Origin of the sequence: Sphingomonas caeni (assembly GCF_026013415.1) — a bacterium.
In the GTDB taxonomy this organism is placed as follows: domain Bacteria; phylum Pseudomonadota; class Alphaproteobacteria; order Sphingomonadales; family Sphingomonadaceae; genus Sphingomonas; species Sphingomonas caeni.
This window is the reverse complement of sequence record NZ_JAPDOK010000001.1, coordinates 454,719-479,556: the sequence shown is the minus strand read 5'-3', so window position 1 is coordinate 479,556 and position 24,838 is coordinate 454,719. Positions and strand designations below refer to the sequence as shown.

The window sequence follows — 24,838 nt, the reverse complement described above, 5'->3', positions numbered from 1 at the left end:
GGCATTAGCTTCGTCAATGCTGGCTGCGTTCCGACGAAAAAAGGGGGGACGGTGGTTTCCCACCGTCCCCGATTTTTTGCAGCAATCGCGACCGGATCAGAACCGGCTGCGGAAGCCCGCGTAGAAGTTGCGTCCACGGAAGCTGTAGATCGCGCTGCCAGCACCGGTAGCGGTGGTGGCGCCGCGCGGCACGCCTTCGTTGAACACATTGTCCACGCCCATGTAGAATTTGAGCGAACCACCGCTGGCCTCATCACCCGCGACATCGATGTCGAGGCGAAGGTCATGATAGGTGATCGCGCCGAAACGCTGGGTCGGGAAAGCATCGACGTCGGTCGGGTTCTGCCCGTTGAGCGGGAACAGCGTGGCGTAGCCGTTATAGTACATCGGGCCGATATAGTGGACCCGATAGCCCAGCGTGAACGGCTTGTAGCCGAAGTCGAAGTCCCAACGGAACTCGTCACCCGGATCGCCGAGCTGACCCAGAACCCGCGTTTCGAAGGCGGGGTTCGTCGGGTCCTGGTAGTTGCTGTTCTTCAACACGTGGACATAGATGAGGCTCGTGTCGAAATCGACCGCGCCGAAGTCATGGCGGTAGCTCAGGTTGACGTCGATACCGCGACGGACGCGCTTGGCGAAGTTCAGCGGCGCATTGATGAGCGAGTTGCCCAGGATCGCACCCGGAAGCTCACCCAGCGGACCGGTGCCCGGACCGTTCCAGCGCGTGAACTGGCCGCAGAAGATGTTCGGCTGCGGCGAGTCGTAGCACAGGTTGACGATCGTCTGCGGCGCCACGGTGGCGATGATGCCGTTCACCGTGATGTCGTAATAGTCGACCGAAAGGCTGAAGCCCGGCACCCAGCGCGGCTGGATGACGGCGCCCAGGGTCAGCGAGTTCGAGGTCTCGACCTCGAGGTTCGGGTTGGAACCGCTGACGATCGGCAGCGAATAGGTGATATTGGTCAGGTTGGGCCGGTTCGCGGCGGTGATCGCGTTGTTGCAGTTGGCCTGACGGACCGCATTGGCCTGGATCTGGATCACGTTGCAGGGATCGACGAAGCCGTTCGAGAAGTTCGGGACCAGCGGGAAGCCGGTTTCCGACACGTTCGGCGCGCGAACCGCGTGGCTGTAGTTGCCGCGGAAGCGGATGTCGCGCACCGGAGCCCAGTCCACGCCGCCGTTATAGGCGTAGACCGTGCCGACATTGCCCTGATACTGGGCGACGCGGCCGGCACCGCTGAGCGTCAGTTCCTCGAAGAAGGGAACATCCTTCAGCAGCGGAATGCGAAGCTCGCCGAACGCTTCCTTCACTTCGAACGCCGGCGGGGCGAACGAGGGGATCGAAACGCCGTTGGTGAACCCGTCAACGACGAACTGATCCTGGGTGTAGAACGCCGTTTCACGACGATACTCGGCGCCGACCGCGAAGCTGACCGGGCCACCCGGCAGTTCGAAGATCTGGCTGAGGTCGCCCGCGACGAAGCCCGAGACCACGAACTGGTCCAGACCCGACGACGCCGTGAATTCGCGCGCGAAATACTTCACCGACGCGCTGTTGTCCGGCGAACCGAACGGGTTGTAGGGAACGCAGGCCGCGATGTCCGCAGCCAGACGGGCCGCGTTGCGGGCCGGATCCGCCGCGAAGCCCACCAGCGGAACCGCCGAGGCGGCGTCATACTGCGACCGGCACTTGATCTTGCCGTCGGCCGGATCGCGGCCGGCGTCCATCGCAAGCGCGAAACGCTGGCGATCGATGAAGCCGTCGGTCGTGATGTGCTCCGAGAACTTGCCGTAGTTCACCGACAGTTCGTAGTTCCAGTCGTCGTTGAACGTGCCGCGGATACCCGCGACGACGCGCCACGTGTCGCGCGAGAAATGCTCGTCGCGCAGACCGACGTCGAGCAGGTTGCGGGCGTTCACGAAGCGATAGCTGCCGTTGTTGATCGCCGCGATGTTGGCGGCGGTCAGGTTGCCCGGGATGAGCGTCACGCCAGGTCCGGGGTCGATGTCCGTCGTCGCCGGGCAGGCCGCCGTCAGCGAGCTGTTGCACTGCGAAACCAGGATCATGTTGGCAATCGCCGCCGCATCCTGCGGATTCAGGAACGGGTTGTCGAGGCGCGGGCGCTCGCGGAAGTCGGTCGTGCCGCCGGTGCCCTGGTTGAACGACGGACCGGCGTTGTTGCCGAGCGCGTTCACGCGGTTCCACTTGCCTTCGACGAAGAACTCGAGCGCCGGCGAAACCTCGTAATGCGCGAGCAGGTTGAGGTTGTAGTGCTCGGTGAAAGGCAGGACCGAGACGGTCATGCCTTCGCGGCCGGTCTGGCCGTTCGAGTTGATGATCGCGCTGTTGATGCCGGTGCCGAAGCGGGCGCCGGTCTGCTGAACCAGACGGCCTTCATTGTTGAAGAAGTAAGTGCAGCTGAAGGCCGAACCCAGCGAGTTCGGGCCGCCATTGTTGGCGGTGGTCGCATTGCCGCAAACCCCCGACTCGAACCCCGGCGTAGCGGGATTATCGCCCTTCTGGTTGATCGGCACGAGGCCGTTATAATGGATCGTCGTGCTGCTGATGTTGGTGAAGTAGTTGCGGTCGGGAACGCCGTCGCCACCGTTCACGAGGCCCGCGCCGCCATCGGCGTCGACGACCAGGAAGTTGTCATTGCTGCGGAACGCCGGGACGTCCGAGGCGAACACGCGGTCGCTGCGCGAATATTCCGCCTGCAGCGTGATGTTGCCGCGGCCGCCATCGAAGTTCTTGCCGAACATGGCCGAGATCAGCTGGTTGCCGCCGAACCCTTCCTGGGTGATGCCGGCCTGGCCGCGCACCTGGAGACCGTCGAAATTGCGCTTCAGCACGAAGTTGACGACGCCCGCGATCGCGTCCGAACCGTAGATCGCCGAGTTGCCGCCGGTCACGATGTCGACGCGCTCGATCAGGTCGGTCGAGATCGAGTTGGTATCGACCGAAACCGCGTTGTTCAGAATGTCGGCAGGGACGTGGCGGCGGCCGTTGACCAGCACCAGGGTGCGCTGCGTGCCCAGACCGCGAAGGTCGAGCAGGTTGAGGCCCGCGATGCCGATGCCGAGGCCCGGATTCTGCTGGGCGAAGGTGCTGCGCAGCTGCGGCAGGTCGTTCAGCGTGTCACCAATGTTGGTCTGACCCTGCTGGAAGAACTGCTCACCCGCGATCGAGGTGATCGGCACGGTGGATTCGAGATTGGGTCGGCGAATGCGCGAGCCCGTAACGACGATCGGGCCTTCCTGGGCCGCGTCGTCCGTTGCAGTGGTGGTGTCCTGCGCCCACGCGATCGTGGGGGTCATGAGCAGCGACCCGGCCAGCGCCGTTGCGCCCAGCAAGCGAGAAATCTTCATAGGTATGCCCCTGCCAGGCGGAATGCCTGAAGATGGCATGCGTACGTAACTGCTTCTGTGTTGCAAGATGCATCGCACCGCAGCATGGCCTTTGTGCGAAAGGTGTTGCAGGAATGCGACACTCATGTCCCGAATTGGGAGATTTGTGCGGGTATTACCGGTTAAGGCCGGGGGGCGCAGCGGGCCCCGATGCCGCGCCGCACCGCCGAAGCCAAAACGGCCTGGACGGTGCGATTCGGAAGATTGTTGCGTCCAGGGTCAGTCGCGCTCGACACACATTGCGATGCCCATGCCGCCGCCGATGCAAAGTGTCGCGAGGCCCTTTTTGGCGTCGCGCTTGGCCATCTCGTAGATCAAGGTGGTGAGCACGCGCGCGCCGCTTGCCCCGATGGGGTGACCGATCGCGATCGCGCCGCCATTGACGTTGACCTTCGAAGCGTCCCAGCCCAGCTCCTTGCCGACGGAAAGTGCTTGTGCGGCAAAGGCTTCGTTGGCTTCGATCAGGTCGAGATCGGCGACGGTCCAGCCGGCTTTTTCGAGCGCTTTCTTCGAGGCGGGGACCGGGCCGATGCCCATGATCGAGGGATCGACGCCCGCCGAGGCCCAGCTGGCGATTCGCGCGAGAATCGGGCTCCCGCGCTTTTCCGCCTCCGCGCGGCTCATCACCACGAGAGCGGCGGCGCCGTCGTTGAGGCCCGAGGCATTGGCGGCGGTGACGGTGCCGTCCTTCTTGAAGGCCGGGCGCAGGCCGGCGACCGAATCGAGCGTGGCGCCGGCGCGGATATATTCGTCGTCCGCGACCACCGTGTCGCCCTTGCGGCCCTTGATCGTGACCGGGGCGATCTCGTCCCTGAAGCGGCCCGATGCGCGCGCGGCCTCGGCCTTGTTCTGGCTGGCGACGGCGAACTCGTCCTGCTCGCCGCGGGTAACCTGATATTGCTCGGCGAGGTTTTCCGCCGTGATTCCCATGTGATAGCCGTTGAACACGTCGGTCAGGCCATCCTTGATCATCGTATCGACCAGGCTGAGATCGCCCATCTTGGTGCCGGGGCGGAGCGATTGGGCGTGGGTGGACATCGACATCGATTCCTGCCCGCCCGCGACGACGATGGTGGCGTCGCCGGTCTGGACCGCCTGCGCCGCGAGCGCGACGGCGCGCAGGCCCGATCCGCAGACCTGCTGGACGCCCCAGGCCGGAACCTCCCTGGGCACGCCCGCGGCCATCGAGGCCTGGCGCGCGGGGTTCTGGCCCTGCGCGGCGGTGAGCACCTGGCCGAGAATGACTTCGCTGACGTCCTCGCCCTTCACCCCGGCCTGTTCGAGCGCGGCCTCGATCGCGACGCGGCCCAGCTCGTGCGCGGGGGTGCTGCCGAAGGCGCCGAGAAAGCTGCCCACGGGGGTGCGCTTGGCGGCGGTGATGACGACGTCATTGGGGGACATGAATGGCTCCTGGCGAGACTCGGGTTCGGCGCGCTATCTAGGGACGGGGAGCGCGCTTAGCCAGTCCGCGAGCGGCTGCCACAGCGCGGCGCGGCCGCGGCTCCCGACGATCATGCCGACATGGCCGAGCGAGGTTTCGATCCGCGTGCCGATATCGGCGGCGGTCGCGGCGGGGGTGATACGGTCGGTGGTCGAGACGAAGGAAAGGGTGGGAGCGCCGATCGCCCGCGGGTCGATCGCCTTGCCGCCGACCTCCCATTTCCCGCGCCCGGGCAGGTCGGCGACGAGGAAATCGTCGAAAATCTGGCGGCCGGCGGCGAAGGTGAGCGGGGCGCCCTGGTTCGCCCAGTCCTCGAGCGCGACGAAGGCTCGGGCGGGGGCGCTGCCGGGCGCGAGCTGGGCGAAGCGTTCGAACTTGGCGATCGTGCGGCGCGGGTCGAGCTGCCAGAAGCCCGACTGGAGGACCTCCATTGGGACCAGGCCGAGCTTCTCGCAGGGTTCGAACGCGGCGTCCCACAGCGCCGACATCGGCGCGAGCGCGTCGCCATAGCCGGCGAAGTTCCAGGGCGTGGCGATCAGCGCCAGGCCCGCGGTCTCGGTGAGCGCTGCGGCGGCCGCCGCCATGGTGCCGCCCAAGCAATAGCCCGCGAGCGCCGGCGGGCGCCTTAGCGTGCGCAGCAAGGGGAGGAGCAGCTGCTCGACATGCCCCGCAACATCGAGATCGCGATCCGCGGGTCCGGGCGTGCCCCAGTCGACCAGTAGCGGTCGCACGCCCTGGCGCGACAGCCAGCGCAGCAGCGAATTGCCGCGCGCGAGATCGAGGACGAGCGGCGGATTGATCAGAGAAGGGACAAAAACAACGGTTTGGCCGCTGCCGCCATAATCGCGCAGGCTGGCCCGGCCCGCACGGGCGACGACCGGCTTAGGGACGCGCTCCGGCGCGCGTTCGGCATGCTGATAGGCGCGAAGTCCGGCCAGCGCCGCAGCACGCCGCTCGGGGCTTGCTGCAGTTTCGCTGCGCAGCAACTCAAGAAACAGCGGAAGAGGGCGTGGTCCGTGTTGCGGTGCAGAATGAAATGGTGATAGACATAAATCAGTCACACGCGAGGGGCCCCATGAAAAAAGCGACTCCCGGCACTGGCCCGGTCATCATCAAGAAATATGCGAACCGGCGCCTCTATAACACGGAGACGTCGTCCTACATCACGCTCGACCATCTCGCGGCGATGACGCGCGAGGGGCGCGACTTCAAGGTCGTCGATGCGAAGACCGAGGACGACATCACCCATAACGTGCTGACGCAGATCATCATGGAAGAGGAATCGCGCGGCCAGACGATGCTGCCGGTCAACTTCCTCCGCCAGCTGATCGCGCTTTACGGCGATTCGATGCAGGCGATGGTGCCGGGCTATCTCGAGGCCTCGATGGAGAGCTTCCGGCGCAACCAGGAACAGTTCAAGTCGGCGGTCGAGGGCGCCTTCGCCAATTCGCCCTTCGCCGAGCTGGCCAAGCGCAACATGCAGATGTTCGAAGCGGCGACGCAGGCGTTCAAGCCCGGCACGGCCGATGCCGCCCCCGAGGCGCCGGCGGCGCCCGCCGCGGCTCCGGAAGCGCGTGCCAACGACGATGTCTCCGCGCTCAAGGCCGAATTGGCGCGGCTGCAGGACAAGATCGAGAAGCTGGCGAAGTAAGGCGTGGCCGCGGCGCGCGGGGGGAGTCTAGCCACGCCCTCTTGATCTTTTCGTCCGCACGCGGGAAAGCGCGCGCATGGCAGGTTTCAAGCTCCCCACGTTCAAGGATCGCCAGGCGGCGTCGGTCGAAGCGCGCAAGGCGGCGCTCGAGAAGTTGAAGGCGAAGGCCCCGGTCGATCCGGCGGTGCTCGCCGAACGCGCGGCCGCGCGCGCCGCGAAGGAGGCTGCCGAGGCCGAGCGCCGCGCCGCGAAGAAGGCCGAGAAGGAAGCGGCCGACGCCGAGAGGCGCGAGCGCGCGGCGGCTGCCGCGGCCGAAGCCGCCGAACGCGCCGAGGCGAACAAGCCCAAGACCGAAGCCGAGAAAAAGGCCGAGCGCGACGCGCGCTATGCCGCGCGGAAGGCGCGCAAGGGCAAGTAAGGCTCAGCTGCGTGGATCTCGACACGCTGCTCCATCATTATTTCGGCACCGACGACCCGGACGCGATCGCGCCCGAGGCGCTGGCGGCGGCCAAGGAGAAACTCGCGGTCGATTTCGGGACCGAGCGCGATCCCGGACGGCGCTTTGCCTTGTGGACGCTGATGGAGGCGTTCGGCTTCGCGCCGCTGCCCGCCGAGGCGTTCGCGAAGGAGCCCGGGCTCAAGCGCGCGGCGGAGGAGTATTTGAGCGCGGCCTGGCGGCTGGAGCGCGATTAGCCCTGCTCGAGCAGCGACTGGCGCATCTCGGCGAGCGTGACGGGGTCGAGTTCGGCGGCAGCGTCCGGCCCTGCGATGACCAGGACGCCGAGGCCGGTGGCGAGCAGCGCGACGAGCCCGCTTCCCGCGATCTGGAGGCAATGGGGTGCGTGCCCCGCCGCCTCGGGGGTGATCCGGCTCGGGTCGGTGAAGACGGCGATCATGCCGGTTTCGCTGCGGGGCGTCGGGAGGAGGATCGGCGAAAGGCCGGCCAGGTCCCGGGCTTCGTTGGCCGAGGGCACGAACAGGGTCGATTGCAGGACGGCGGCGTGAAGCTCGGCCGCGGTCGCGCGTCCGGCCATGCCGTCGCGGATCACGGTTTCCAGCGGGTTGAGCGGTGTGTCGGTCATCGCGGCCTAGTGGCGGACCCGCCCGCCCTCCGCAAGTGCAGGCGCGGCGGCTAGTAGAACTCGGCCAGCGTCACCGCCACCGTCTTGCCCGAGCACAGGCCGAGTTCGAGCCTGGTGCCCACCGGCTTGCCCGCCCAATCCTCGCGCGCCATCGGCTCGCCGCTCGCGATCGACTGGCCGTTGACGCGGCAGATCACGTCGCCATCGACCATCCCGGCCTTTGCCGCGGGCGAATTGACCATGATGTGCTTGGCGGAGAAACCCTCCGGCACGCGGAAACCGAGCACGCCGAGCGTGCTGGGCGCCGGGAAACGGTGCGGATAGAGTCGCGGCGACAGGATCATCACATGCGCCCTGGCATCGAGGAAGAGGTTGAAGACGCGCAGCCCCTCGATCCCGATCAGCCCCTCGACCGGCGAATCGAGGATGCCGTCGGGATCGGCGAGCACGTCCATCCTGCCGGGAATCGTCGCGCCGCCGATCGCCACGCCCTCGAGCCGGGCGAGCGGCCAGGTCTCGGGGCCGTAGAGGCTATAGGCCTGGGCGCTGGTCACCCGCGCGGGATCGAGCGGCAGGCGCTTCCAGATCGGCGTGGTGACGCTGAGCGTCGCGTTGATGCCGGTATCGATCAGCACGCGGGGGATGGAAACGTCGCCGACCTTCATCGAGATGAGGAAGCGATTGGCGATGCCCCAGATGCTGAGCGCTACCGCGACGCCCTCCGGCCCCTTGCTGCCGCTCGCGCGCAGCCGCAGCCGGCCGCGGTCGAAATCGATCTCGAGCGCGACGTTGCGCAGATAATCGGCGCCGAGCACCATCGTCAGCGGCTGGTTCATCACCCGGGCCATCGGCGACAGGTCGATCGACGAGAGGCGGCCGCCCTGCTGGGTGATCGGGCCCATCTGCATCGAATCGATCGCCGCGGCGAAGACGCGCAGCTGGTTCTTGCCCGGCGCCATGGTCTGGACGAGCCTGATGCCGTTCTCGCGCGCGAAGCGGGTGTCGATCGCGGTATAGGGCGCGCCGGTATCGATCAGCGCGAGCACCGGCTTGCCGTTGACCGTGCCGTGCAGCGCGATCTGCCCTCCCTGGGTTCGGACGAAGGGAAGCCATTCCTCGGACTCGCCCGCCGCGAAGAAGGTCTGGCCGGTAATGCCGCGCCCCCAGCCGGTCACCCGCTCCTGCTGGGCGAGCGCGGGCTGGGAGGCGAGCAGCAGTGCGAACAGCCCGCCTGCGAGCAGGCGGAAGCGGCGTGTCACGGCTTGCGGAACCTGAGCGTCATGCGGTCGCTCTCGCCGATCGCGAGATAGCGGTCACGGTCCTGATCCTTGAGGCGCAGGCTGGGCGGGAGCGTCCAGACGCCGTTGGGCCAGTCGGCGGTGTCCTTGGGATTGGCGTTGACCTCCGAACTGCCGACATATTTGAAGCCCGCGGCTTCGGCGAGGCGGCGGACGGTCGAGACCTTGATATAGCCGCTCGATTTCTCGCGGTCGTCGCTGGCGTTTTCAGGGAGGCGATGGTCCTCGATGCCGAGGATGCCGCCCTTCTTCAGCATCGCGAACATCTGGGCGAAGGCATCGGCCGAATAATCCACCCCGCCGCGCTGATAGCCCATCCGCCAGTTATGGACGTTGCGGAAGGTGAGCACGACGTCGGCGCTGCCGTCGGGCACCTTGGGCTGGCCCTCCGCCCAGGGGAAGGCCGCGAACTTGATATGGCCATAGGTGGCGGCGTCGCGCGTCGCCATGTTCTGGACGCCCTTGTTGCCGTCGGGCCAGAGGCTGGCGACCCAATAGGTGCCCGATCCCCTGGTGAGGGGCGCCAGGATCTCGGTATACCAGCCGCCGCCGGGCCAGATCTCGACGATCGTCTGGTTGGGCTTCACCCCGAAGAATTTGAGCGTTTCAGCCGGGTGGCGGTATTTGTCGCGCTGGACATTGGCCGGGGTGCGCGTGGAGGCGGCGACCGCCTGTGCGATCGTGGTCGGCTTGGTCGCGATCGCGGTCGTGGCGCCCGCGATGGCGGTGGCGGCGATCATCGCAGCGACAAGGGTCTGGCGCATATCCTCTCCGTACCTATCTGAAGCACGGACTGTGGGGCCGAATCGAAACGATGCAAGACTATTTGTGGATCGCGACCGTTGCGCTTTTGCTGCTCGCGGTGGCGGCGGGCCTCGGCGAGTGGCGCCGGCGCAAGCGGCGAGATTTCGACGCCGTGGGGTTCATGCCCTGGGCGCTGATCCAGGTGGTCGCACTGATCGCCGCGGCGGGTATGGCGGTGCTGGCGATGCAGAATTGACTCAATCCTCCCCCGCAGGGGGAGGTGGCAGGCGCAGCCTGACGGAGGGGGAGGACGGCGGCCACTTCGGTTTCGTGCCCTCCCCCTCCGACGCACTTCGTGCGCCACCTCCCCCTGGCGGGGGAGGATTGGGATCAGAGGCAAGCCTCGAGCATCGCCTGGTCGAAGCCGAACTGCCGGGCCTTGTCGAGCGTGTAGGGGCGCAGGCCCAGCGAGCGATATTCGCCGATGATCTTGCCGTCGGCGCTCTCGTCGAGAAACTCGAACTTGAACAGCTCCTGCGTCACGATGACCGGGCCTTCCATGCCGATCACCTCGGTGATGTTGGTCACGCGGCGGCTGCCGTCGCGCAGGCGCTTCACCTGGATGACCAGATCGACCGAATCGGCGATCTGGCGGCTGATCGCCTCCTTGGGCATCTTGATGTCGCCCATCATCACCATATTCTCCATACGGCCGAGGCATTCGCGCGGAGAGTTGGAGTGAAGCGTGCACATCGAGCCGTCATGGCCGGTGTTCATCGCTGCGAGCAGGTCGAAGCACTCGGAGCCGCGAATTTCGCCGAGGATGATGCGGTCCGGCCGCATACGCAGCGCGTTCTTGACGAGGTCTCGGATGGTGATCTCGCCCTGGCCCTCGAGGTTGGGCGGGCGGGTTTCGAGCGGGAGCCAGTGCGGCTGCTGGAGGCGGAGTTCGGCGGCGTCCTCGATCGTCAGCACGCGTTCGCCCGGGTCGATCATCTTCGACAGGGCGTTGAGCATCGTCGTCTTGCCCGAGCCCGTACCGCCCGAGATGACGATGTTGAAGCGGCTGGCGCCGGCGATCTTGAGCATCGTCGACATTTTCTGCGACATCGATCCGCCCTGCGCCATCATGTCGAGCGTGATCGGCTTGGCCGAGAATTTGCGGATCGAGATCGCGGTGCCCTTGAGGCTCAGCGGGGGCACGATGACGTTGACGCGGGAGCCGTCCTTGAGGCGGGCGTCGGCGAGCGGGGTGGTCTGATCGACGCGGCGGCCGACCGAGTTGCAGATGCGCTGGGCGATCTGGAACAGATGCTCCTCGTCGCGGAACTGGATGTTGGCCAGCTCGAGCCTGCCCTTGCGCTCGATATAGGTCTGCTCGGGGCCGTTGACCATGATGTCGGTGATCGCGGTGTCGCTCAGCAGCTCTTCGAGCGGCCCGAGGCCGAGCAGCTCGTCGACGAGCACCTTTTCGAGCGCGAACTGTTCGCGGCGGTTGAGCGTGAGCTTCAGCTCGGCGAGCACCTCGCCGATGATCGGGCGGAATTCCTCGGCGAGTTCATCCTTGCTGAGCGTAGCCGCTGCCTCGGGATCGACGCGTTCGAGCAGGCGCGGGAGCACCTGTTCCTTGATGCGGTGGACCGAAGCCTCGAAGCCCTCCATGCGCGAAGCGCCGGCATCGCCCGACGCGGCCTGGCGGTCGGCGAGGCGCTGGATCGCGTCGGCGGTGTTCGCGCTGGGGGCGGGAGCGCCGTCGGAGGACGGCGGCGGGGGCCCGGGTTCCTGAAAGGCCGCGCCGGGAAGGGGAATGTCGAGCGGGGGAAATTGCTCGCCGCCACCCGGGCCGCTCGGTGCATCGACGGGGCGGGCCGAGCCGCCTCCCTGCATCGGGCGCGCGACACCGAACGCCGGCCGGCTACCGCCTGCGCCACCGCCCAATCCGCTGCGTCGACCGAAAGCACTCATCGACTGACCTTCAAACCCCCGAATTCGCTCGCCCACCGCACAGGGTTAGGGGACAAGGTTTGACAATTGACTAACCACACCCTCCGGCGCTGCGCTTTTCCTCCTCCGCGCGGGAGGCCGTAATCGGACCAATCCAGTTAAGCGCGTATCGATATCGTGCTACGCTGGGTGCCGTATCGCGAGGGGGCTCGACGGATGTTGCGCTGGTTGATCCTATTGCTGATGGCACTGGCCACCGCGGCGCCCGCGCACGCGCAGCAGACCGGCCTGCCGGTCTGGCTGGTGGGCACCTGGTGCGGCGAGCTTGGCGCGGTTGGTCCCCGACTTTGCGATTCCTGGGCGGTCGGGGAGGGCGGGACGTTGCAGAATCGGCTTCGCCCTGCGGAGGATAGCGGTGTGGCCGACGATGGATCGACCGGGGAAATCGCGATCGAGCAGGGGCGGCTGGTGATGCGCGGCGGAGTGGACGGCGCCGTCAAATTCGATTTCCGCGAAGTCTCGCGAGGGCCGCAGGAGGTGGTGTTCGAGAATCGCATGGATGGCCTGGTGCTCAAGTTCCGGATCGTGCGCGTGGGCGACGATCTGATCGAAGACATCTGGATCAAGGATCGCCCCGAGCCGCAGCGGACCGTGTATCACTTGAAGAAGTGAGCCGGCCCTGGATCACCCGCCAGGGCGATGATGCCGATGCGTTAGAGGAACGGCCCCTTGGCGCGGGCCCGCGCCTCCCGCGGCGCAACGCCCGCCAGGCTGCGGAACTCGCGCGCCATATGCGCCTGATCGGCATAGCCCTGGCCCGCCGCGGCATCGGCGAGGGTGGCGGCGCTCGCCTGGACCTCGATCATCGCGCCGCGGAAGCGCCGCAGGCGGAGATAGGCGCGGGGCGTTAGCCCCAGGTCGCGCGCGAAGACGCGCTGGAGCTGGCGGTGGGGGAGGCCCGAGCGGGCGCCGATCTCGCCGACGCTGGTCGAAGCGAGGATCGCGGTGCCGAGCGGATTGGGCTGGAGGTTGGCGGCGAGGAGGCGGGGGATCGGATCGCCGGCGTCGGGCAGGAGCGCGGCGAGGGGCGAGCTTTCGGGAATCGCGGTCCAGCGGTCGGCGAAGCCGGGGCAGGGCGCGCCACCGAGCGCATGCCAGGCCCAGGGCCAGAGCTTGATGCCGGTGAAGCTCGCATCGGGGCTGAAGGCGAGCTTCGCGGGGGAAAGCGCGAGTCCGGCGGCAAAGAGCGGCGGCTGCTCGTCGCGCCACACCGAGCGGCCCGAATGGCGGCGGATCAGCTCGATACAGCCGTCCGGAACGGCCTCATGCTCGGCCCAACCGCCTTCGCCCTCGACCGACATGGTCCAGACCGCGGCGACGAGGCCGGCGAGTTGGGGCGGCAGCGGAAGTTCGGCGTAGCGCACACGGGAAGGATGGCATGTCGTGTCGGTTCAAGCCAGTATGGGCGCTGGAGGCTATCGCGGCACCGACAGGACAGGAGACCGGGGATGCGCGGGATAGTAGCGATGATCGCAGCGGCGCTGATGCTGACGCCGCTGGCTGGACTGGCGGCGCAGGGTGGGCCGCTCGACTGGATGGTCGGCAATTGGCACACCGAGACGGGCGTGACCCCCGAAGTCGCCGAGCGCTGGCGGCCGATCCATGACGGGGTGATGACCGGCGTCAGCCGCAACTTTAGCGACGGCAAGCTGACCGGCACCGAGACGATGTCGATCCGCTTCGACGGCACGGTCGCGGTGTTCCGCGCCTCGCCGGATGGCGCGCCGCCGGTCGATTTCCGCGAGACCTCGCGCGGGGAGCATGAGGTCGTGTTCGAAAATCCCGCGCATGATTACCCCCAGCGGATCCGCTATTGGCGCGAGGGCGAGTTTCTGATGGCGGAGATCTCGCTCAAGGACGGCAGCCACGCGATGCGTTGGAAGTACCGGGCGATCGCGCTCGATTGAGGGACGGTTGCCGCGCGGGGTGCATGGTGTCAGCATCCTCCGCAAGGTTCCGGGAGGCTGCGGTGCGCGTGATGTGGGCGATTGCGGGGTTGCTGGCGCTGATGCCCGCCGGGGCGCGGGCGCAGGATCTGCCGTTATGGCTGGCGGGAACATGGTGCCCACGCGGGGCCGAGCCCGAGCTGACCACTATCGCGCCGGCGGACCCGGCGCTTCCCGTTACGATCACCGGCCACAGCATGCAGCCCTGGCTGGGTCCGCAATGCGTTACCTGGGTGGTGAAGGATGGGGTGATGCTGGGCGAGCAACGAACAGCCTATAGCGGCCGCAACGACAGCTTCGTCTTCATGCGGATCGGCGAGAAGCGCGGCCGGCTGGAATACGGCGTTCGCGTCGATCAGGGCTTCGGCCGGGGCCCGGGGGCGGAACAGCGGATGCGCGAAGTCTCGCGAGGGCCGACCCAGGTCGCGTTCGCGCGCGGGCGGTTTCGCTCCCGCTTCGTGCGGGAGGGCGACGTGCTGACCCTCGAGGAAAGCTGGATCGACGGCAAGCTGTACAGCTCGAGCTATCGGCTGGCGAAACCGCGGTCCTAGCCCTCGACCTTCTCGGCGAGGACGGTGAGCCCCTTGGCATTCACTTCCGCGAAGCCGCCCTCGATGCGGATCGTCTCGGGCTCGCCCTTGTCGGTCCGGTAGATCGAGAGGTTGCCGTCGCGGACGGTCGACATGAAGGGGGCGTGGCCCTGGAGCACACCGAAATCGCCCTCGGTGCCGGGGACGGTGACCATGTACACCTCTTCCGAACGGACGAGCTTTTCGGGGGTGACGAGTTCGAAGTGCAGCATTTTCCTGTCCTATACCCCTCTCCCTTTGGGAGAGGGAGGGGCCCGCCGCCGAAGGCGGTGGGAGGGTGAGGGTGACCAAGTCTGGCCGATCACCCTCATCCAACTCCGACTAGCCAGCAAGCTGGCAAGTCTTGGTATCCTTCTCCCACGGGGAGAAGGAAAGTAGGTTACGCGTCTTCGGCCAGCTTCGCGGCCTTGGCGACGACTTCGTCGATGCCGCCGACCATGTAGAAGGCGCTCTCGGGAAGATGGTCATACTCGCCGTCGACCACGGCCTTGAACGACTTCACCGTATCCTCGATCGACACGAACTTGCCGCTGATGCCGGTGAAGACTTCGGCGACGTGGAAGGGCTGCGACAGGAAGCGCTGGATCTTGCGGGCGCGGGCGACGGTGATCTTATCCTCTTCGGAAAGCTCGTCCATGCCCAGGATTGCGATGATGTCCTGCAACGACTTGTACTTCTGCAGCGTCTCCTGGACGCGGCGGGCGGTGTCGTAATGCTCCTGGCCGACGACCGCGGGGGTCAGCACGCGCGAGGTCGAGTCGAGCGGATCGACCGCCGGATAGATGCCCAGCTCCGAGATGGCGCGGTTGAGCACGGTCGTCGCGTCCAGGTGGGCGAACGAGGTGGCCGGCGCGGGGTCGGTCAAGTCGTCGGCGGGCACGTAGATCGCCTGCACCGAGGTGATCGAGCCCTTGTTGGTCGAGGTGATGCGCTCCTGCAGCGCGCCCATATCGGTCGACAGGGTCGGCTGATAGCCCACCGCCGAAGGAATGCGGCCGAGCAGCGCCGACACTTCCGAACCCGCCTGGGTGAAGCGGAAGATGTTGTCGACGAAGAACAGCACGTCCTGGCCTTCGACGTCGCGGAAATATTCGGCGATCGTCAGGCCCGACAGCGCCACACGAGCACGCGCGCCCGGCGGCTCGTTCATCTGGCCGAACACCAGCGCGACCTTCGAGCCCTCGGGGGTCGGGTTGCCGTCGGCATCCTTGGCGATGACGCCGGCGTCGAGGAATTCGTGATAGAGATCGTTGCCCTCGCGGGTGCGCTCGCCGACGCCCGCGAACACCGAGGTGCCGCCATGGCCCTTGGCGATGTTGTTGATCAGCTCCTGGATGAGCACGGTCTTGCCCACGCCGGCGCCGCCGAACAGGCCGATCTTGCCGCCCTTGGCATAGGGCGCGAGCAGGTCGATCACCTTGATCCCGGTGACCAGAATGCTGGTCTCGGTCGACTGATCGACGAACAAGGGCGCCGAAGCGTGGATCGGCATCGTATCGGTGTGGCCGATGGCGCCGCGCTCGTCGATCGGCTCGCCGATGACGTTCATGATGCGGCCGAGCGTGTTGGGGCCGACCGGCATGCGGATCTGCGAACCGGTGTCGGTGACGGTCTGGCCGCGGGTCAGGCCCTCGGTCGCGTCCATCGCGATGGTGCGCACGGTGTTCTCGCCGAGATGCTGCGCGACCTCGAGGACGAGCTTGTTGCCGTTGTTATCGGTCTCGAGCGCCGACAGAATGGCGGGCAGATTGCCGCCGTCGAAGGCGACGTCGACGACCGCGCCGATCACCTGCGAGATGCGGCCGACATTGTTGGTGGTCGCCGGAGCGGCGGCCTTGGTGGCGGCGGGAGCCTTGGCGGCGCGCGGCGCCGCTGCCTTGGGGGCGGCCTTCTTCGCGGGAGCCTTGGTCTTCGGTGCTGCGGTAGCCATGGGTTCTTCCTTGCTTCGATCTGCTTAGAGCGCTTCGGCGCCGGAGATGATTTCGACGAGTTCGGTGGTGATCGCGGCCTGGCGGGCGCGGTTATACTGGATGCTCAGCCGCTTGATCAGATCGCCCGCGTTGCGCGTGGCATTGTCCATCGCGGTCATCTTCGAGCCCTGCTCGGATGCGGCGTTCTCGCGGATCGCGCGGTAGAGCTGGATCGCGACGTTGCGCGGGAGCAGGTCGGCGAGAAGCTCCTCCTCCTCGGGCTCGTATTCGGTCGCGGCGGAGACGCCGGTCTCGGCCGCGGCGGCGGCCTCGGGGATCGAGACCGGGACGATCTGCTGCGCGGTCGGCTCCTGGGTCAGGACCGACTTGAAGTTGGAATAGAAGAGCGTCGCCACGTCATATTCGCCGGCCTCGAAGCGGGCGATGATGTCGTCGGCATAGCCGCGGGCATCGGCGAAGCTCAGCTTGCCGAGATCGCCCGGCTCGATGCCATGGACCATGTTGGCGCGGAACTCGCGGTTGAGCACGCCGCGGCCCTTGCGGCCGATCGTGTAGATCTTGACCGTCTTGCCGGCGGCGACGAGGTCGCGCGCATGCTTGCGTGCCAGGCGGGCGATGTTGGTGTTGAACGCGCCGGCCAGGCCCTTGTCCGAGGTGGCGACCACCAGCAGATGGACCTGATCCTTGCCGGTGCCCGCGAGCAGCCTGGGGCTGGATTCGCTGACCCTCACCTTGCCGGCGAGCGACGCGACGACCGCCTCGAGGCGCTGGGCATAGGGACGCCCGGCCTCGGCCGCTTCCTGCGCACGGCGCAGCTTCGCGGCGGCGACCATCTTCATCGCCTTGGTGATCTTCTGCGTCGACTTCACCGAGCCGATGCGGATCTTGAGGGCCTTAAGAGAAGCCATCTTCTTCCTTTTTCGTCATCCCGGCGAAAGCCGGGACCCAGGGTTTCGAGCGAGCCGCTTGTGGCTCTGGGCCCCGGCTTTCGCCGGGGTGACGGTGTTGGTTATGCAAACGTCTTCGCGAACGCCTCGAGCGCGGCCTTGAGCTTGGCGCGGGTGTCGTCCGAGAGGTCCTTGCTGTCGCGGATCGCCTTGAGCACGTCCTTGTGGTTCGCGCGCATGTCGGCGAGCATCGCCTGCTCGTAGCGGACCACGTCGGTCACCGCGACGGCATCGAGGAAGCCCTGGGTACCCGCGAAGATCGAGACGACCTGGTCCTCGAACGGCATCGGCGCGAACTGGGCCTGCTTGAGCAGCTCGGTCAAACGGGCACCACGGTTGAGCAGCTTCTGGGTCGAGGCGTCGAGGTCCGAACCGAACTGCGCGAAGGCGGCCATTTCGCGATACTGGGCGAGCTCGAGCTTGATCGAGCCGGCGACCTTCTTCATCGCCTTGGTCTGCGCCGCGGAACCGACGCGCGACACCGAGAGGCCGACGTTGATCGCCGGGCGGATGCCCGCGAAGAACAGGTCGGTCTCGAGGAAGATCTGGCCGTCGGTGATCGAGATCACGTTGGTCGGGATGTACGCCGAAACGTCGCCCGCCTGGGTCTCGATGATCGGGAGCGCGGTGAGCGAGCCGTTGCCGTTGTCGTCGTTCATCTTCGCCGCACGCTCGAGCAGGCGCGAGTGGAGATAGAAGACGTCGCCCGGATAGGCCTCGCGGCCCGGCGGACGGCGCAGCAGCAGCGACATCTGGCGATAGGCGACCGCCTGCTTCGACAGATCGTCATAGACGATCAGCGCGTGCATGCCGTTGTCGCGGAAATACTCGCCCATCGCGCAGCCGGTATAGGGCGCGAGGAACTGGAGCGGCGCGGGCTCCGACGCGGTCGCGGCGACCACGATGGAGTACTCCATCGCGCCATTCTCTTCGAGCGTGCGGACGAGCTGCGCGACGGTCGAGCGCTTCTGGCCGACCGCGACATAGACGCAGTAGAGCTTGGCGTTCTCGTCCTTGCCCTTGTGCGCTTCCTTCTGGTTGATGAAGGTGTCGATCGCGACCGCCGACTTGCCGGTCTGGCGATCGCCGATGATCAGCTCGCGCTGGCCGCGGCCGACGGGGACGAGCGCGTCGAGCGCCTTGAGGCCGGTCTGCATCGGCTCATGGACCGACTTGCGCGGGATGATGCCCGGCGCCTTCACCTCGACGCGGCTGCGCTTCTCGGCGACGATCGGGCCCTTGCCGTCGATCGGATTGCCGAGACCGTCGACGACGCGGCCGAGCAGGCCCTTGCCGACGGGGACGTCGACGATCGTGCCCGTGCGCTTGACGGTGTCGCCTTCCTTGATCTCCGAGTCCGACCCGAAGATCACGACGCCGACATTGTCGGCCTCGAGGTTGAGCGCCATGCCCTGGATGCCGTTCGAGAATTCGACCATCTCGCCGGCCTGGACGTTATCCAGCCCGTGGATGCGCGCGATGCCGTCGCCGACCGAGAGCACCTGGCCGGTTTCCGAAACCTGGGCTTCGGTGCCGAACGAGGCGATCTGGTCCTTGATGACCTTCGAGATTTCAGCGGCGCGGATATCCATTGTCTAAGCCTTCAGCCTTTCATCGCGTGCGCGAGGGTATTGAGACGGGTCTTGATCGAGCTGTCGATCATCTGGGAGCCGATCTTCACGACCAGGCCGCCCAGCAGCGAGGGATCGACCGCGAGGTCGACCGAAACGTCACGACCGATACGGGTGCGGAGCTGCTGCTTGAGCTCGGTCACCTGGGCGGCGGTCAACGGATGCGCCGAAACGACTTCGGCGCTGGTTTCGCCGCGGAAGTTCGCCGCGAGCGCGCGGAACGACTTGATGATCGCGGGGAGCTGCGCGAGGCGGCGATTCTCCGCGAGGACGCCGAGGAAGCTCGCGGTGGTCGCGTCGAGCTCGAGCAGCTTCGCGACCGCGGCGACCGACTTGGCGGCGTCCTTGCGCGCAATCAGCGGGCTGGTCGTCAGCGCCTTGAAGTCGACCGATTCGGCGAGCGCGTCGCGCACCGTGCCGAGGCTCGCCTCAACCGTCGCGAGGGTCTTCGAATCGCGGGCGAGCTCGAACAATGCGGTGGCATAGCGTCCGCTTAAGCTGGCCTGGATACCGCCGGAATTCTCCACGCGATTAAGTTCCTCTTGGGAGCAGGAGTTGGCCCCATTCGAAAAAGGGGCTGCACTCCCGCTAAGGAGGCGCCCCCGATGGGTCGCGGCGCGGTTAGCATCGGAGTTGCTGCGATGCAACCCGGACGAGTCTCAGGGGTCGGAGGCCTCGGCCCTGTCCTCGATTTCGAGGTGGCGGACCTTGAGCGTGTCGATCTCCAACTCGCCGATACGCGCCTTGCCGATGCGCAGCTTGCCGATCGCGAGCGCGCCGATCGCCAGCGCCCCGACCGCGCCCGCGACGAAGGAGAGCGCACCGATGGTCGCGGCGCCGATCGCGGTTGCGCCGGCGGCGACGGCCCTCTTCCTCTCGTCGGGTTCGGTTGGGACGGGCAGCGTCATGGCCGGCACCATATCAGGACCGGCGCGAAGCGCGAATCGGGCAAGGCATGAATCGGGTTGTGCAGGGCGCGCGGCTGAGACAGGTTCCGCCCCGGCATCGAGAGGGGGATGGGGCATGCGCGCGAATCGGGTGAAATGGGTGGCCGCGGCGGCGGTCGCGGGGCTGGTGGCGACGGCGGCGATTGCCGAGACCGCGACGATGACGGGGCGCTTCCCCGCGCCGTACCGCGAGGCGGCGATGCTGGGCTCGCTGTCGGTCGGGCGGATCGACGGGCGCGACGGCTACCAGGTCGGATCGGCGATCGAGCGCGCGCTGGCCAGCACCGGCTATTTCAACCTGCAGGGCGGGCGGCGCAGCGGCGGCAATGCCGACGGCATGCTGAGCGGCGGCGTTTCGAGCGGGGTCGAGGACAGCTATTACCGGCGCAAGGAGAAGCGCTGCGTCGAGCGCGACGCCAACAAGAAATGCATCCGGGAGCAGGAGTTTGAAATCCGCTGCACTCAGCGGGTTGCGAACCTGACCGTGGATGTCCGGATCGTCCGCTATGATGGGCAAATCGTCTATTCGGCGAACAAGCCGCTGCGTCAGCAGATCGACTGGTGCGAGGGGCAGAGCGCGCCGCGCACCGCCGAGGAGATGATATCGGCGATGGCGAACGAGGTGGCGGCATCGGTGCGCAATGACATCGTCCCGCGCACCGACACTTATCGCATTCGATTTCGGGAAAGCACCAAGGACCTGCCCAAGCCCGAGGTGAAGCCGTTCAAGGATCTGATCAGGCTCACCCAGCGCGATCTGCGCTCGGCCTGTGCGGGCTTTACCGCGATGAACGGCCGCGCGCCCAACCATGCCTCGATCCTGTTCAACCTGGGCCTGTGCGCCGAGGCGGCGGGCGACCTGAGGGGCGCGCTGGCCTGGTACCAGCGTGCCCAGCCCCTGCTCGGGCGCCGCAGCGAGGCCGAGGAGGGCATCGGACGCATGCAGAGCCGAATGGCGGCGGATGCCGACGATGCCGAGCGGGCGCGGCGGCTGCGATGAGGGGCACGATGCTCACAGCGGCCGGGCTTGCGCTGGCGGCGGCGCCATCCCGCAGTTGAAGGTGGGAGCGCCCGTCTTTGCGGCGAGCGTGCGGCTGGCTAGACAATGATTTGAATATATTCGTTTTTCGGGGAGTACGGGATGCGTAATCTGATCGGCGCGGCGGCGGCGGTGTTGCTGGCATGGGCGGCGCCCGCGCCGGCGCAGACCGCCGAGTTCGGCGTGGGCGGCACGCGCTATGCCGTGCCCGCGCCCGAGGGCTATTGCTCCACCGGCCCGGCGATCGACACCTATATGAGGACCCAGCGCGGAGCCGCGCCGGACAAGGTGCCCGACGCCGTGTTCGCGCGGTGCGGCGCGGTGTCGCTGCAGCCCTTCGATTTCTTCGCGGTGATGGTGGTGCGCGATGGGGGAATGACGCTGCCGGAGATGCAGAAGCAGCTGCGCGACACGCTGCCCCAGGCGATGCATGCGAGGTCGCTGCTCACCGATTCCGCGCGCAAGGAGCAGGAGCGGGATCTGAGCGATGCGTTCGCCCGCAACGTCACCATCGACGCGGGTATCCAGCCGGTAGGGATGGACGAATTTTGCGGCTATCTGGCGGGCATCATCCATTATCAGGTCGAAGGGGCCGGATCGGTGGACATCATGCTGACCGGCTGCATCACTGCGGTCGGCGGGCATGCCGTCTATGTCTTCCACTATAGCAGCGGGACCGACAAGGCGTCGGGGGTGGCGGCGCTGCCCGGGCTCAAGCGGCTCGCCCAATCGATCCAGGCGCGCGAATGAGGAGCGGAAACATGCGGGGATTTGGCATCGGGCTTGCCGTTGCGGCGCTGGCGGTGGCCGCGCCGGCTTGGGCCCAGCAGGGCGGGACGGCGTCGTTCGGCATCGGCGGGGTGAACTATACCGCGCCGGTCCCGGCGGGCTATTGCCTGCCGGCGAGCGCCGCCGAGGTCGAGCGGATGCGCGCGATCGCCGTGGCCGACCGCGAGAATATGACGGCGCTATCGGTGATATCGTGCGGTTCCGCCGCCAACCCCCTGAGCTATTTCGTCGTCAAGACTCCCTATCAGGCCGTCGAGCTGCCGGTGACGCTGCGCGACGTGCTCGACCTTCCCGACTTCAATGCGCCCGAGAAGGACGCCCAGATCGACGACCAGGAAATGGCCGATGTGGTGAAGCGGGAAACCGGCATGGACGCGACCGTGCGGACCGATATCCGGCTGATGGGCCATGACGATGTGTGCGGCTATATGGGCGGGACCGTGTCGGTCGAGATCGGCCAGGAGCGCCGCGTCTCGCTCGGCGGATGCATGACCGTGGCCGGCAAGCGCATGGTGATGGTGATCTTCACCGCCCCGGGCGACGATCCGGCCGATATCGCCCGGCTCAAGGCGAAAGCCCGGGCCTTCGCGCTGACGATCCACGTCAAGCCGGACTGAGCGCGATGGGCAGCTTCATCCGCATGGCCATGGCCGATGGTGCGGAGGTTGCCGTCTATCATGCCGAGCCCGCAGGCGAGCGGCGCGGCGGGCTGGTGCTGATCCAGGAGATTTTCGGGGTCAACGATCATATCCGTAGCGTGTGCGAGGATTTCGCGGGCGAGGGCTATGAGGTGCTGGCACCCGCCCTGTTCGACCGCGAGGCGCCGGGGTTCGAGGTCGGGTATGACGAGGCGGGCATCGCGGCGGGGCGCAGGCTTGCGCGTGAGGAGCATCCGTTTGCGCTGACGCTGGCGGATACGCAGACCTGCATCGATGCGCTCAGGCCCAAGGGGCCAGTATTCGTCGCCGGCTATTGCTATGGCGGGTCGGTGACCTGGTTTGCCGCCACGCGGATGGACGGGGTCGCAGCGGCATCGGGCTATTATGGCAGCCTGATCCCCGGTGCGGCGGACGAGGTGCCGCGGTGCCCGACCATCCTCCATTTCGGGCGGCACGATGCCGGCATCCCGATGGAGGGCTTGGAGAAGGCGATCGCGGCGGGGCACCCGAAGCTGGAGGTGTTCATCTATGACGCCGGGCATGGCTTCAACTGCGACCAGCGCGCCGACTATGATCCGGCAAGCGCGGCGCTGGCGCGGGAACGGACGCTGGCGCTGTTCCGGGCGAATGGGGGGTAAAGGCGCGTTGGCCGGCGGCGGCAGCTGCGCTTCGCCCGCATGCTCGCCGAGCGGATTCGCCCGAAGCATTAGGTCCGGCGGGCATCCAAAGGGAAGCCCGCCGAGCCAGGTCGCCCATCAACGCGCGCGGTTGCCGCCCTGACGCTGGCCGCCCTGCGACGGACGGCCGTGGAACTTGCCCTTGGGGCGGGCATAGTTGCGGGGCGCGTCGCCCTGCGGACGATCGCCATGAGGGGCGCCGCGCGGGGCGTCGCTCCGCCGCTGCTCGCCCTGGGCGGGGCGCTGGTCGAGATGGGCCCATTTGTCGCTACCGGCGGGGCGGGCCTGCTGGGGGCGCTGCTCGGCGGCAGGGCGGGCGGGACGCTCGCCGGCGGGACGCGCCTGGTGCACACCGGCGCGCGCATCGGGATAGCGGTTGCCGCCCGAACGCTGGCCATCGCGGTCGCCCTGCGGACGGCCCTGGCCTTGCGAACGCGCGTTTCCGTTGCCGCCCGCTGGGCGGGTGCGCTGGTTCTGCATCGCGCGGCCGTTGCGGCCATTTGCCTCGTCACGGCTGATCGACACCGGCGAGCGGGTTGACTTGATCTTGGCGGATTCGTTGACGAAGTCCGCCGGAAGCGGGACGATCGTCACCTTCTGGCGGGTCAGTTTCTCGATGTCGCGCAGATAGGGCCGCTCGTCATCGGCGCAGAAGCTGATGGCGATGCCGGTTGCGCCCGCGCGCGCCGTGCGGCCGATGCGGTGGACATATTGCTCGGGCACGTTGGGCAGCTCGAAGTTGAAGACATGGCTGACGCCCGACACGTCGATGCCGCGCGCGGCGATGTCGGTCGCGATCAGCAGCTTTACCTTGCCGGCCTTGAACTCGCCCAAAGCGCGCTCGCGCTGGGGCTGGCTCTTGTTGCCGTGGATCGCGTTGGCGGCGATGCCGTTGCCCGCGAGCAATTTCACGATGCGGTCGGCGCCGTGCTTGGTGCGGGTGAAGATCAGCGCGCGCTCGACCGACGGATCGCGGACCATCAGCGTGAGGAGCGACTGCTTCTCGGCCTGGTTGACGAACGTGACCGACTGCTCGACCCGCTCGGCGGTGGTGGCGACGGGCGTCACCTTCACCTCGACCGGATCGCTGCGCAGGAACTGGCTCGCGAGATCGCGGATCGTCTTGGGCATGGTCGCCGAGAAGAAGAGCGACTGGCGCTTGGCAGGCAGTTCGCGGACGATGCGCTTGAGCGCGTGGATGAAGCCGAGGTCCATCATCTGATCGGCCTCGTCGAGGACGAAGATCTCGATGCCCATCAGGATCATGTAATGCTGATCGAGCAGATCGACCAAGCGGCCCGGCGTGGCGACGAGGATGTCGACGCCGCGCGCGAGATCGACCTTGTTCTTGTGGACCGAGGTGCCGCCGAAGATGGTGGCGACGCTGATCGCCGCGCCCTTCGAATAGGCCTTGGCGCTCTCGGCGATCTGCGCGGCGAGTTCACGCGTCGGCGCGAGCACGAGCATGCGGCAGCCGCGCGGCTGGGGGCGCTTGGCGCTGGCGATCAGGCGGTCGATCGAGGGGGCGATGAAGGCGAGCGTCTTGCCGGTGCCGGTCTGGGCGATGCCGAGCAGGTCCTTGCCCTCGAGGAGGGGGGGGATGGCCTGCGCCTGGATCGGAGTCGGAACGGTATAGCCCTTCGCATCGAGCGCGGAGAGCACGGTCTTCGAGAGACCGAGTTGGTTGAATTGCATTGGGTAACCTTGTGAATCGGCCGACGCGCGCACCGAAAGGGCGCGCGGAAGCGGTGTCAAAAATGACAACCCGCGTGATTAGGGAAGCCGGAAATTGAACCGAGGCAGAGCCGGGCGGGGTACCGCCGATCACGCTGCATGATGCCTCGATGCGCGGCGATATGGCAGAAGGGCTGACTTAAGTCAAGACTGGCGGGGCAGCATCGCCATGCCGCGATCGATCAGCGCGCGGCCCTGATCGACGAGAGACTGAAACCGCGCGGGGTCCTTGAGCTTGAGGATCAGCGCGCCGGGCGCGCCGATCGCGGCGAGCGCGATGAGGAGCGTGAGGAAGCGGATCGACCAGCGCGCGCGCATGG

At 67.2% G+C, this 24,838-nt stretch carries 27 protein-coding genes; 11 read left to right on the top strand and 16 right to left on the bottom strand.

Features of this window, described 5'->3' with window-relative positions; genetic code table 11:
- Positions 1-96: 96 nt before the first annotated feature.
- The 3 genes from OF829_RS02610 to OF829_RS02600 form a co-directional block, all read right to left on the bottom strand.
- Positions 97-3,495, bottom strand: coding sequence for a TonB-dependent receptor domain-containing protein (locus tag OF829_RS02610; protein WP_264938387.1), 3,399 nt, complete (start codon positions 3,493-3,495; stop codon positions 97-99).
- Between the two features lie 132 nt (positions 3,496-3,627).
- A complete protein-coding gene (locus OF829_RS02605) occupies positions 3,628-4,809 on the bottom strand; it encodes an acetyl-CoA C-acetyltransferase (protein WP_264938386.1) in 1,182 nt (393 codons plus the stop codon).
- Positions 4,810-4,842: 33 nt separating this feature from the next.
- On the bottom strand, positions 4,843-5,835 hold the full coding sequence (locus OF829_RS02600) for an alpha/beta fold hydrolase (protein WP_264938385.1): 993 nt from the start codon (positions 5,833-5,835) through the stop codon (positions 4,843-4,845).
- Positions 5,836-5,924: 89 nt separating this feature from the next.
- Between OF829_RS02600 and phaR the strand changes: the two genes are divergently transcribed.
- From phaR to OF829_RS02585, 3 genes are all read left to right on the top strand, one after another.
- Positions 5,925-6,500 carry a polyhydroxyalkanoate synthesis repressor PhaR gene (phaR, locus tag OF829_RS02595; RefSeq protein WP_264938384.1) on the top strand — a complete coding sequence of 192 codons (576 nt, stop codon included), beginning with the start codon at positions 5,925-5,927 and terminating at the stop codon, positions 6,498-6,500.
- 76 nt (positions 6,501-6,576) lie between these two features.
- Positions 6,577-6,918 carry a DUF6481 family protein gene (locus OF829_RS02590; protein WP_264938383.1) on the top strand — a complete coding sequence of 114 codons (342 nt, stop codon included), beginning with the start codon at positions 6,577-6,579 and terminating at the stop codon, positions 6,916-6,918.
- Between the two features lie 11 nt (positions 6,919-6,929).
- On the top strand, positions 6,930-7,193 hold the full coding sequence (locus OF829_RS02585) for a hypothetical protein (RefSeq protein WP_264938382.1): 264 nt from the start codon (positions 6,930-6,932) through the stop codon (positions 7,191-7,193).
- On the opposite strand, the gene OF829_RS02580 is transcribed toward OF829_RS02585, so the two are convergent.
- From OF829_RS02580 to OF829_RS02570, 3 genes are read right to left on the bottom strand one after another with little or no spacing between them, the layout of a single operon-like run.
- Positions 7,190-7,582 carry an SseB family protein gene (locus OF829_RS02580; RefSeq protein WP_264938381.1) on the bottom strand — a complete coding sequence of 131 codons (393 nt, stop codon included), beginning with the start codon at positions 7,580-7,582 and terminating at the stop codon, positions 7,190-7,192. The two genes, OF829_RS02585 and OF829_RS02580, sit on opposite strands and share 4 nt — an antisense overlap.
- A 50-nt stretch (positions 7,583-7,632) precedes the next feature.
- A complete protein-coding gene (locus OF829_RS02575) occupies positions 7,633-8,841 on the bottom strand; it encodes an aspartyl protease family protein (RefSeq protein ID WP_264938380.1) in 1,209 nt (402 codons plus the stop codon).
- On the bottom strand, positions 8,838-9,644 hold the full coding sequence (locus OF829_RS02570; protein ID WP_406701388.1) for a class I SAM-dependent methyltransferase: 807 nt from the start codon (positions 9,642-9,644) through the stop codon (positions 8,838-8,840). Before OF829_RS02570 ends, OF829_RS02575 begins: the two co-directional genes overlap by 4 nt.
- 50 nt (positions 9,645-9,694) lie before the next feature.
- On the opposite strand from OF829_RS02570, the gene OF829_RS02565 reads away from it, so the two are divergent.
- Entirely contained in the window at positions 9,695-9,880 is a 186-nt protein-coding gene (locus OF829_RS02565) for a hypothetical protein (RefSeq protein ID WP_264938379.1), read from the top strand.
- A 134-nt stretch (positions 9,881-10,014) separates the two neighbouring features.
- Here the strand turns inward: OF829_RS02565 and OF829_RS02560 are convergent, their stop codons facing one another.
- Positions 10,015-11,589 carry a CpaF family protein gene (locus OF829_RS02560; protein ID WP_264938378.1) on the bottom strand — a complete coding sequence of 525 codons (1,575 nt, stop codon included), beginning with the start codon at positions 11,587-11,589 and terminating at the stop codon, positions 10,015-10,017.
- Between the two features lie 222 nt (positions 11,590-11,811).
- Here OF829_RS02560 and OF829_RS02555 point away from each other — a divergent pair, with 222 nt between their 5' ends.
- Entirely contained in the window at positions 11,812-12,240 is a 429-nt protein-coding gene (locus OF829_RS02555; protein WP_264938377.1) for a hypothetical protein, read from the top strand.
- Positions 12,241-12,281: 41 nt separating this feature from the next.
- Here the strand turns inward: OF829_RS02555 and OF829_RS02550 are convergent, their stop codons facing one another.
- Positions 12,282-12,992: an AraC family transcriptional regulator gene (locus OF829_RS02550; protein ID WP_264938376.1), complete on the bottom strand. Its 711-nt coding sequence runs from the start codon at positions 12,990-12,992 to the stop codon at positions 12,282-12,284.
- A gap of 84 nt (positions 12,993-13,076) precedes the next feature.
- Here OF829_RS02550 and OF829_RS02545 point away from each other — a divergent pair, with 84 nt between their 5' ends.
- Together OF829_RS02545 and OF829_RS02540 are read left to right on the top strand one after the other, a co-directional pair.
- The gene (locus tag OF829_RS02545) at positions 13,077-13,535 is read left to right on the top strand and encodes a DUF6265 family protein (protein WP_264938375.1); all 459 of its coding nucleotides are present in this window, start codon (positions 13,077-13,079) and stop codon (positions 13,533-13,535) included.
- Positions 13,536-13,597: 62 nt separating this feature from the next.
- Positions 13,598-14,125 carry a hypothetical protein gene (locus OF829_RS02540; protein ID WP_264938374.1) on the top strand — a complete coding sequence of 176 codons (528 nt, stop codon included), beginning with the start codon at positions 13,598-13,600 and terminating at the stop codon, positions 14,123-14,125.
- Here the strand turns inward: OF829_RS02540 and OF829_RS02535 are convergent.
- The 6 genes from OF829_RS02535 to OF829_RS02510 all read right to left on the bottom strand — a co-directional run bounded on the left by OF829_RS02535 (position 14,122) and on the right by OF829_RS02510 (position 19,581).
- On the bottom strand, positions 14,122-14,376 hold the full coding sequence (locus OF829_RS02535; RefSeq protein ID WP_264938373.1) for an ATP synthase F1 subunit epsilon: 255 nt from the start codon (positions 14,374-14,376) through the stop codon (positions 14,122-14,124). The two genes, OF829_RS02540 and OF829_RS02535, sit on opposite strands and share 4 nt — an antisense overlap.
- A gap of 167 nt (positions 14,377-14,543) precedes the next feature.
- Positions 14,544-16,094 carry a F0F1 ATP synthase subunit beta gene (gene atpD / locus OF829_RS02530; RefSeq protein WP_264938372.1) on the bottom strand — a complete coding sequence of 517 codons (1,551 nt, stop codon included), beginning with the start codon at positions 16,092-16,094 and terminating at the stop codon, positions 14,544-14,546.
- A gap of 24 nt (positions 16,095-16,118) precedes the next feature.
- Entirely contained in the window at positions 16,119-17,003 is an 885-nt protein-coding gene (locus tag OF829_RS02525; protein ID WP_264938371.1) for a F0F1 ATP synthase subunit gamma, read from the bottom strand.
- A gap of 101 nt (positions 17,004-17,104) precedes the next feature.
- Positions 17,105-18,634: a F0F1 ATP synthase subunit alpha gene (atpA, locus tag OF829_RS02520; protein ID WP_264938370.1), complete on the bottom strand. Its 1,530-nt coding sequence runs from the start codon at positions 18,632-18,634 to the stop codon at positions 17,105-17,107.
- Between the two features lie 11 nt (positions 18,635-18,645).
- Complete coding sequence (locus tag OF829_RS02515; protein WP_264938369.1) at positions 18,646-19,200, bottom strand: F0F1 ATP synthase subunit delta; 555 nt, start codon at positions 19,198-19,200, stop codon at positions 18,646-18,648.
- Between the two features lie 132 nt (positions 19,201-19,332).
- Positions 19,333-19,581, bottom strand: a complete 249-nt coding sequence (locus tag OF829_RS02510) for a hypothetical protein (protein WP_264938368.1) — start codon at positions 19,579-19,581, stop codon at positions 19,333-19,335.
- A 115-nt stretch (positions 19,582-19,696) separates the two neighbouring features.
- Here OF829_RS02510 and OF829_RS02505 point away from each other — a divergent pair, with 115 nt between their 5' ends.
- The 4 genes from OF829_RS02505 (at position 19,697) to OF829_RS02490 (ending at position 22,745) form a co-directional block, all read left to right on the top strand.
- On the top strand, positions 19,697-20,620 hold the full coding sequence (locus OF829_RS02505; protein WP_264938367.1) for a tetratricopeptide repeat protein: 924 nt from the start codon (positions 19,697-19,699) through the stop codon (positions 20,618-20,620).
- Between the two features lie 141 nt (positions 20,621-20,761).
- Positions 20,762-21,409, top strand: coding sequence for a hypothetical protein (locus OF829_RS02500; RefSeq protein ID WP_264938366.1), 648 nt, complete (start codon positions 20,762-20,764; stop codon positions 21,407-21,409).
- An 11-nt stretch (positions 21,410-21,420) separates the two neighbouring features.
- Positions 21,421-22,065, top strand: a complete 645-nt coding sequence (locus OF829_RS02495) for a hypothetical protein (protein WP_264938365.1) — start codon at positions 21,421-21,423, stop codon at positions 22,063-22,065.
- A gap of 5 nt (positions 22,066-22,070) precedes the next feature.
- Positions 22,071-22,745, top strand: coding sequence for a dienelactone hydrolase family protein (locus OF829_RS02490; RefSeq protein ID WP_264938364.1), 675 nt, complete (start codon positions 22,071-22,073; stop codon positions 22,743-22,745).
- 117 nt (positions 22,746-22,862) lie between these two features.
- Here OF829_RS02490 and OF829_RS02485 read toward each other — a convergent pair whose 3' ends face one another.
- Both OF829_RS02485 and OF829_RS02480 read right to left on the bottom strand, forming a co-directional pair.
- Complete coding sequence (locus OF829_RS02485; RefSeq protein WP_264938363.1) at positions 22,863-24,479, bottom strand: DEAD/DEAH box helicase; 1,617 nt, start codon at positions 24,477-24,479, stop codon at positions 22,863-22,865.
- A 183-nt stretch (positions 24,480-24,662) separates the two neighbouring features.
- Complete coding sequence (locus OF829_RS02480; RefSeq protein WP_264938362.1) at positions 24,663-24,836, bottom strand: hypothetical protein; 174 nt, start codon at positions 24,834-24,836, stop codon at positions 24,663-24,665.
- Positions 24,837-24,838: the final 2 nt, after the last annotated feature.

What these genes read in the sequence shown, in the direction of transcription:
- OF829_RS02610 (WP_264938387.1), bottom strand. Translation starts at nt 3,495, where the DNA reads ATGAGTGTCGCATTCCTGCAACACCTTTCGCACAAAGGCCATGCTGCG.
- OF829_RS02605 (WP_264938386.1), bottom strand. Translation starts at nt 4,809, where the DNA reads ATGTCCCCCAATGACGTCGTCATCACCGCCGCCAAGCGCACCCCCGTG.
- phaR (WP_264938384.1), top strand. Translation starts at nt 5,925, where the DNA reads ATGAAAAAAGCGACTCCCGGCACTGGCCCGGTCATCATCAAGAAATAT.
- OF829_RS02590 (WP_264938383.1), top strand. Translation starts at nt 6,577, where the DNA reads ATGGCAGGTTTCAAGCTCCCCACGTTCAAGGATCGCCAGGCGGCGTCG.
- OF829_RS02580 (WP_264938381.1), bottom strand. Translation starts at nt 7,582, where the DNA reads ATGACCGACACACCGCTCAACCCGCTGGAAACCGTGATCCGCGACGGC.
- OF829_RS02570 (WP_406701388.1), bottom strand. Translation starts at nt 9,644, where the DNA reads ATGCGCCAGACCCTTGTCGCTGCGATGATCGCCGCCACCGCCATCGCG.
- OF829_RS02565 (WP_264938379.1), top strand. Translation starts at nt 9,695, where the DNA reads ATGCAAGACTATTTGTGGATCGCGACCGTTGCGCTTTTGCTGCTCGCG.
- OF829_RS02560 (WP_264938378.1), bottom strand. Translation starts at nt 11,589, where the DNA reads ATGAGTGCTTTCGGTCGACGCAGCGGATTGGGCGGTGGCGCAGGCGGT.
- OF829_RS02555 (WP_264938377.1), top strand. Translation starts at nt 11,812, where the DNA reads ATGGCACTGGCCACCGCGGCGCCCGCGCACGCGCAGCAGACCGGCCTG.
- OF829_RS02545 (WP_264938375.1), top strand. Translation starts at nt 13,077, where the DNA reads ATGCGCGGGATAGTAGCGATGATCGCAGCGGCGCTGATGCTGACGCCG.
- OF829_RS02535 (WP_264938373.1), bottom strand. Translation starts at nt 14,376, where the DNA reads ATGCTGCACTTCGAACTCGTCACCCCCGAAAAGCTCGTCCGTTCGGAA.
- atpD (WP_264938372.1), bottom strand. Translation starts at nt 16,094, where the DNA reads ATGGCTACCGCAGCACCGAAGACCAAGGCTCCCGCGAAGAAGGCCGCC.
- OF829_RS02525 (WP_264938371.1), bottom strand. Translation starts at nt 17,003, where the DNA reads ATGGCTTCTCTTAAGGCCCTCAAGATCCGCATCGGCTCGGTGAAGTCG.
- atpA (WP_264938370.1), bottom strand. Translation starts at nt 18,634, where the DNA reads ATGGATATCCGCGCCGCTGAAATCTCGAAGGTCATCAAGGACCAGATC.
- OF829_RS02510 (WP_264938368.1), bottom strand. Translation starts at nt 19,581, where the DNA reads ATGACGCTGCCCGTCCCAACCGAACCCGACGAGAGGAAGAGGGCCGTC.
- OF829_RS02505 (WP_264938367.1), top strand. Translation starts at nt 19,697, where the DNA reads ATGCGCGCGAATCGGGTGAAATGGGTGGCCGCGGCGGCGGTCGCGGGG.
- OF829_RS02500 (WP_264938366.1), top strand. Translation starts at nt 20,762, where the DNA reads ATGCGTAATCTGATCGGCGCGGCGGCGGCGGTGTTGCTGGCATGGGCG.
- OF829_RS02495 (WP_264938365.1), top strand. Translation starts at nt 21,421, where the DNA reads ATGCGGGGATTTGGCATCGGGCTTGCCGTTGCGGCGCTGGCGGTGGCC.
- OF829_RS02490 (WP_264938364.1), top strand. Translation starts at nt 22,071, where the DNA reads ATGGGCAGCTTCATCCGCATGGCCATGGCCGATGGTGCGGAGGTTGCC.
- OF829_RS02485 (WP_264938363.1), bottom strand. Translation starts at nt 24,479, where the DNA reads ATGCAATTCAACCAACTCGGTCTCTCGAAGACCGTGCTCTCCGCGCTC.
- OF829_RS02480 (WP_264938362.1), bottom strand. Translation starts at nt 24,836, where the DNA reads ATGCGCGCGCGCTGGTCGATCCGCTTCCTCACGCTCCTCATCGCGCTC.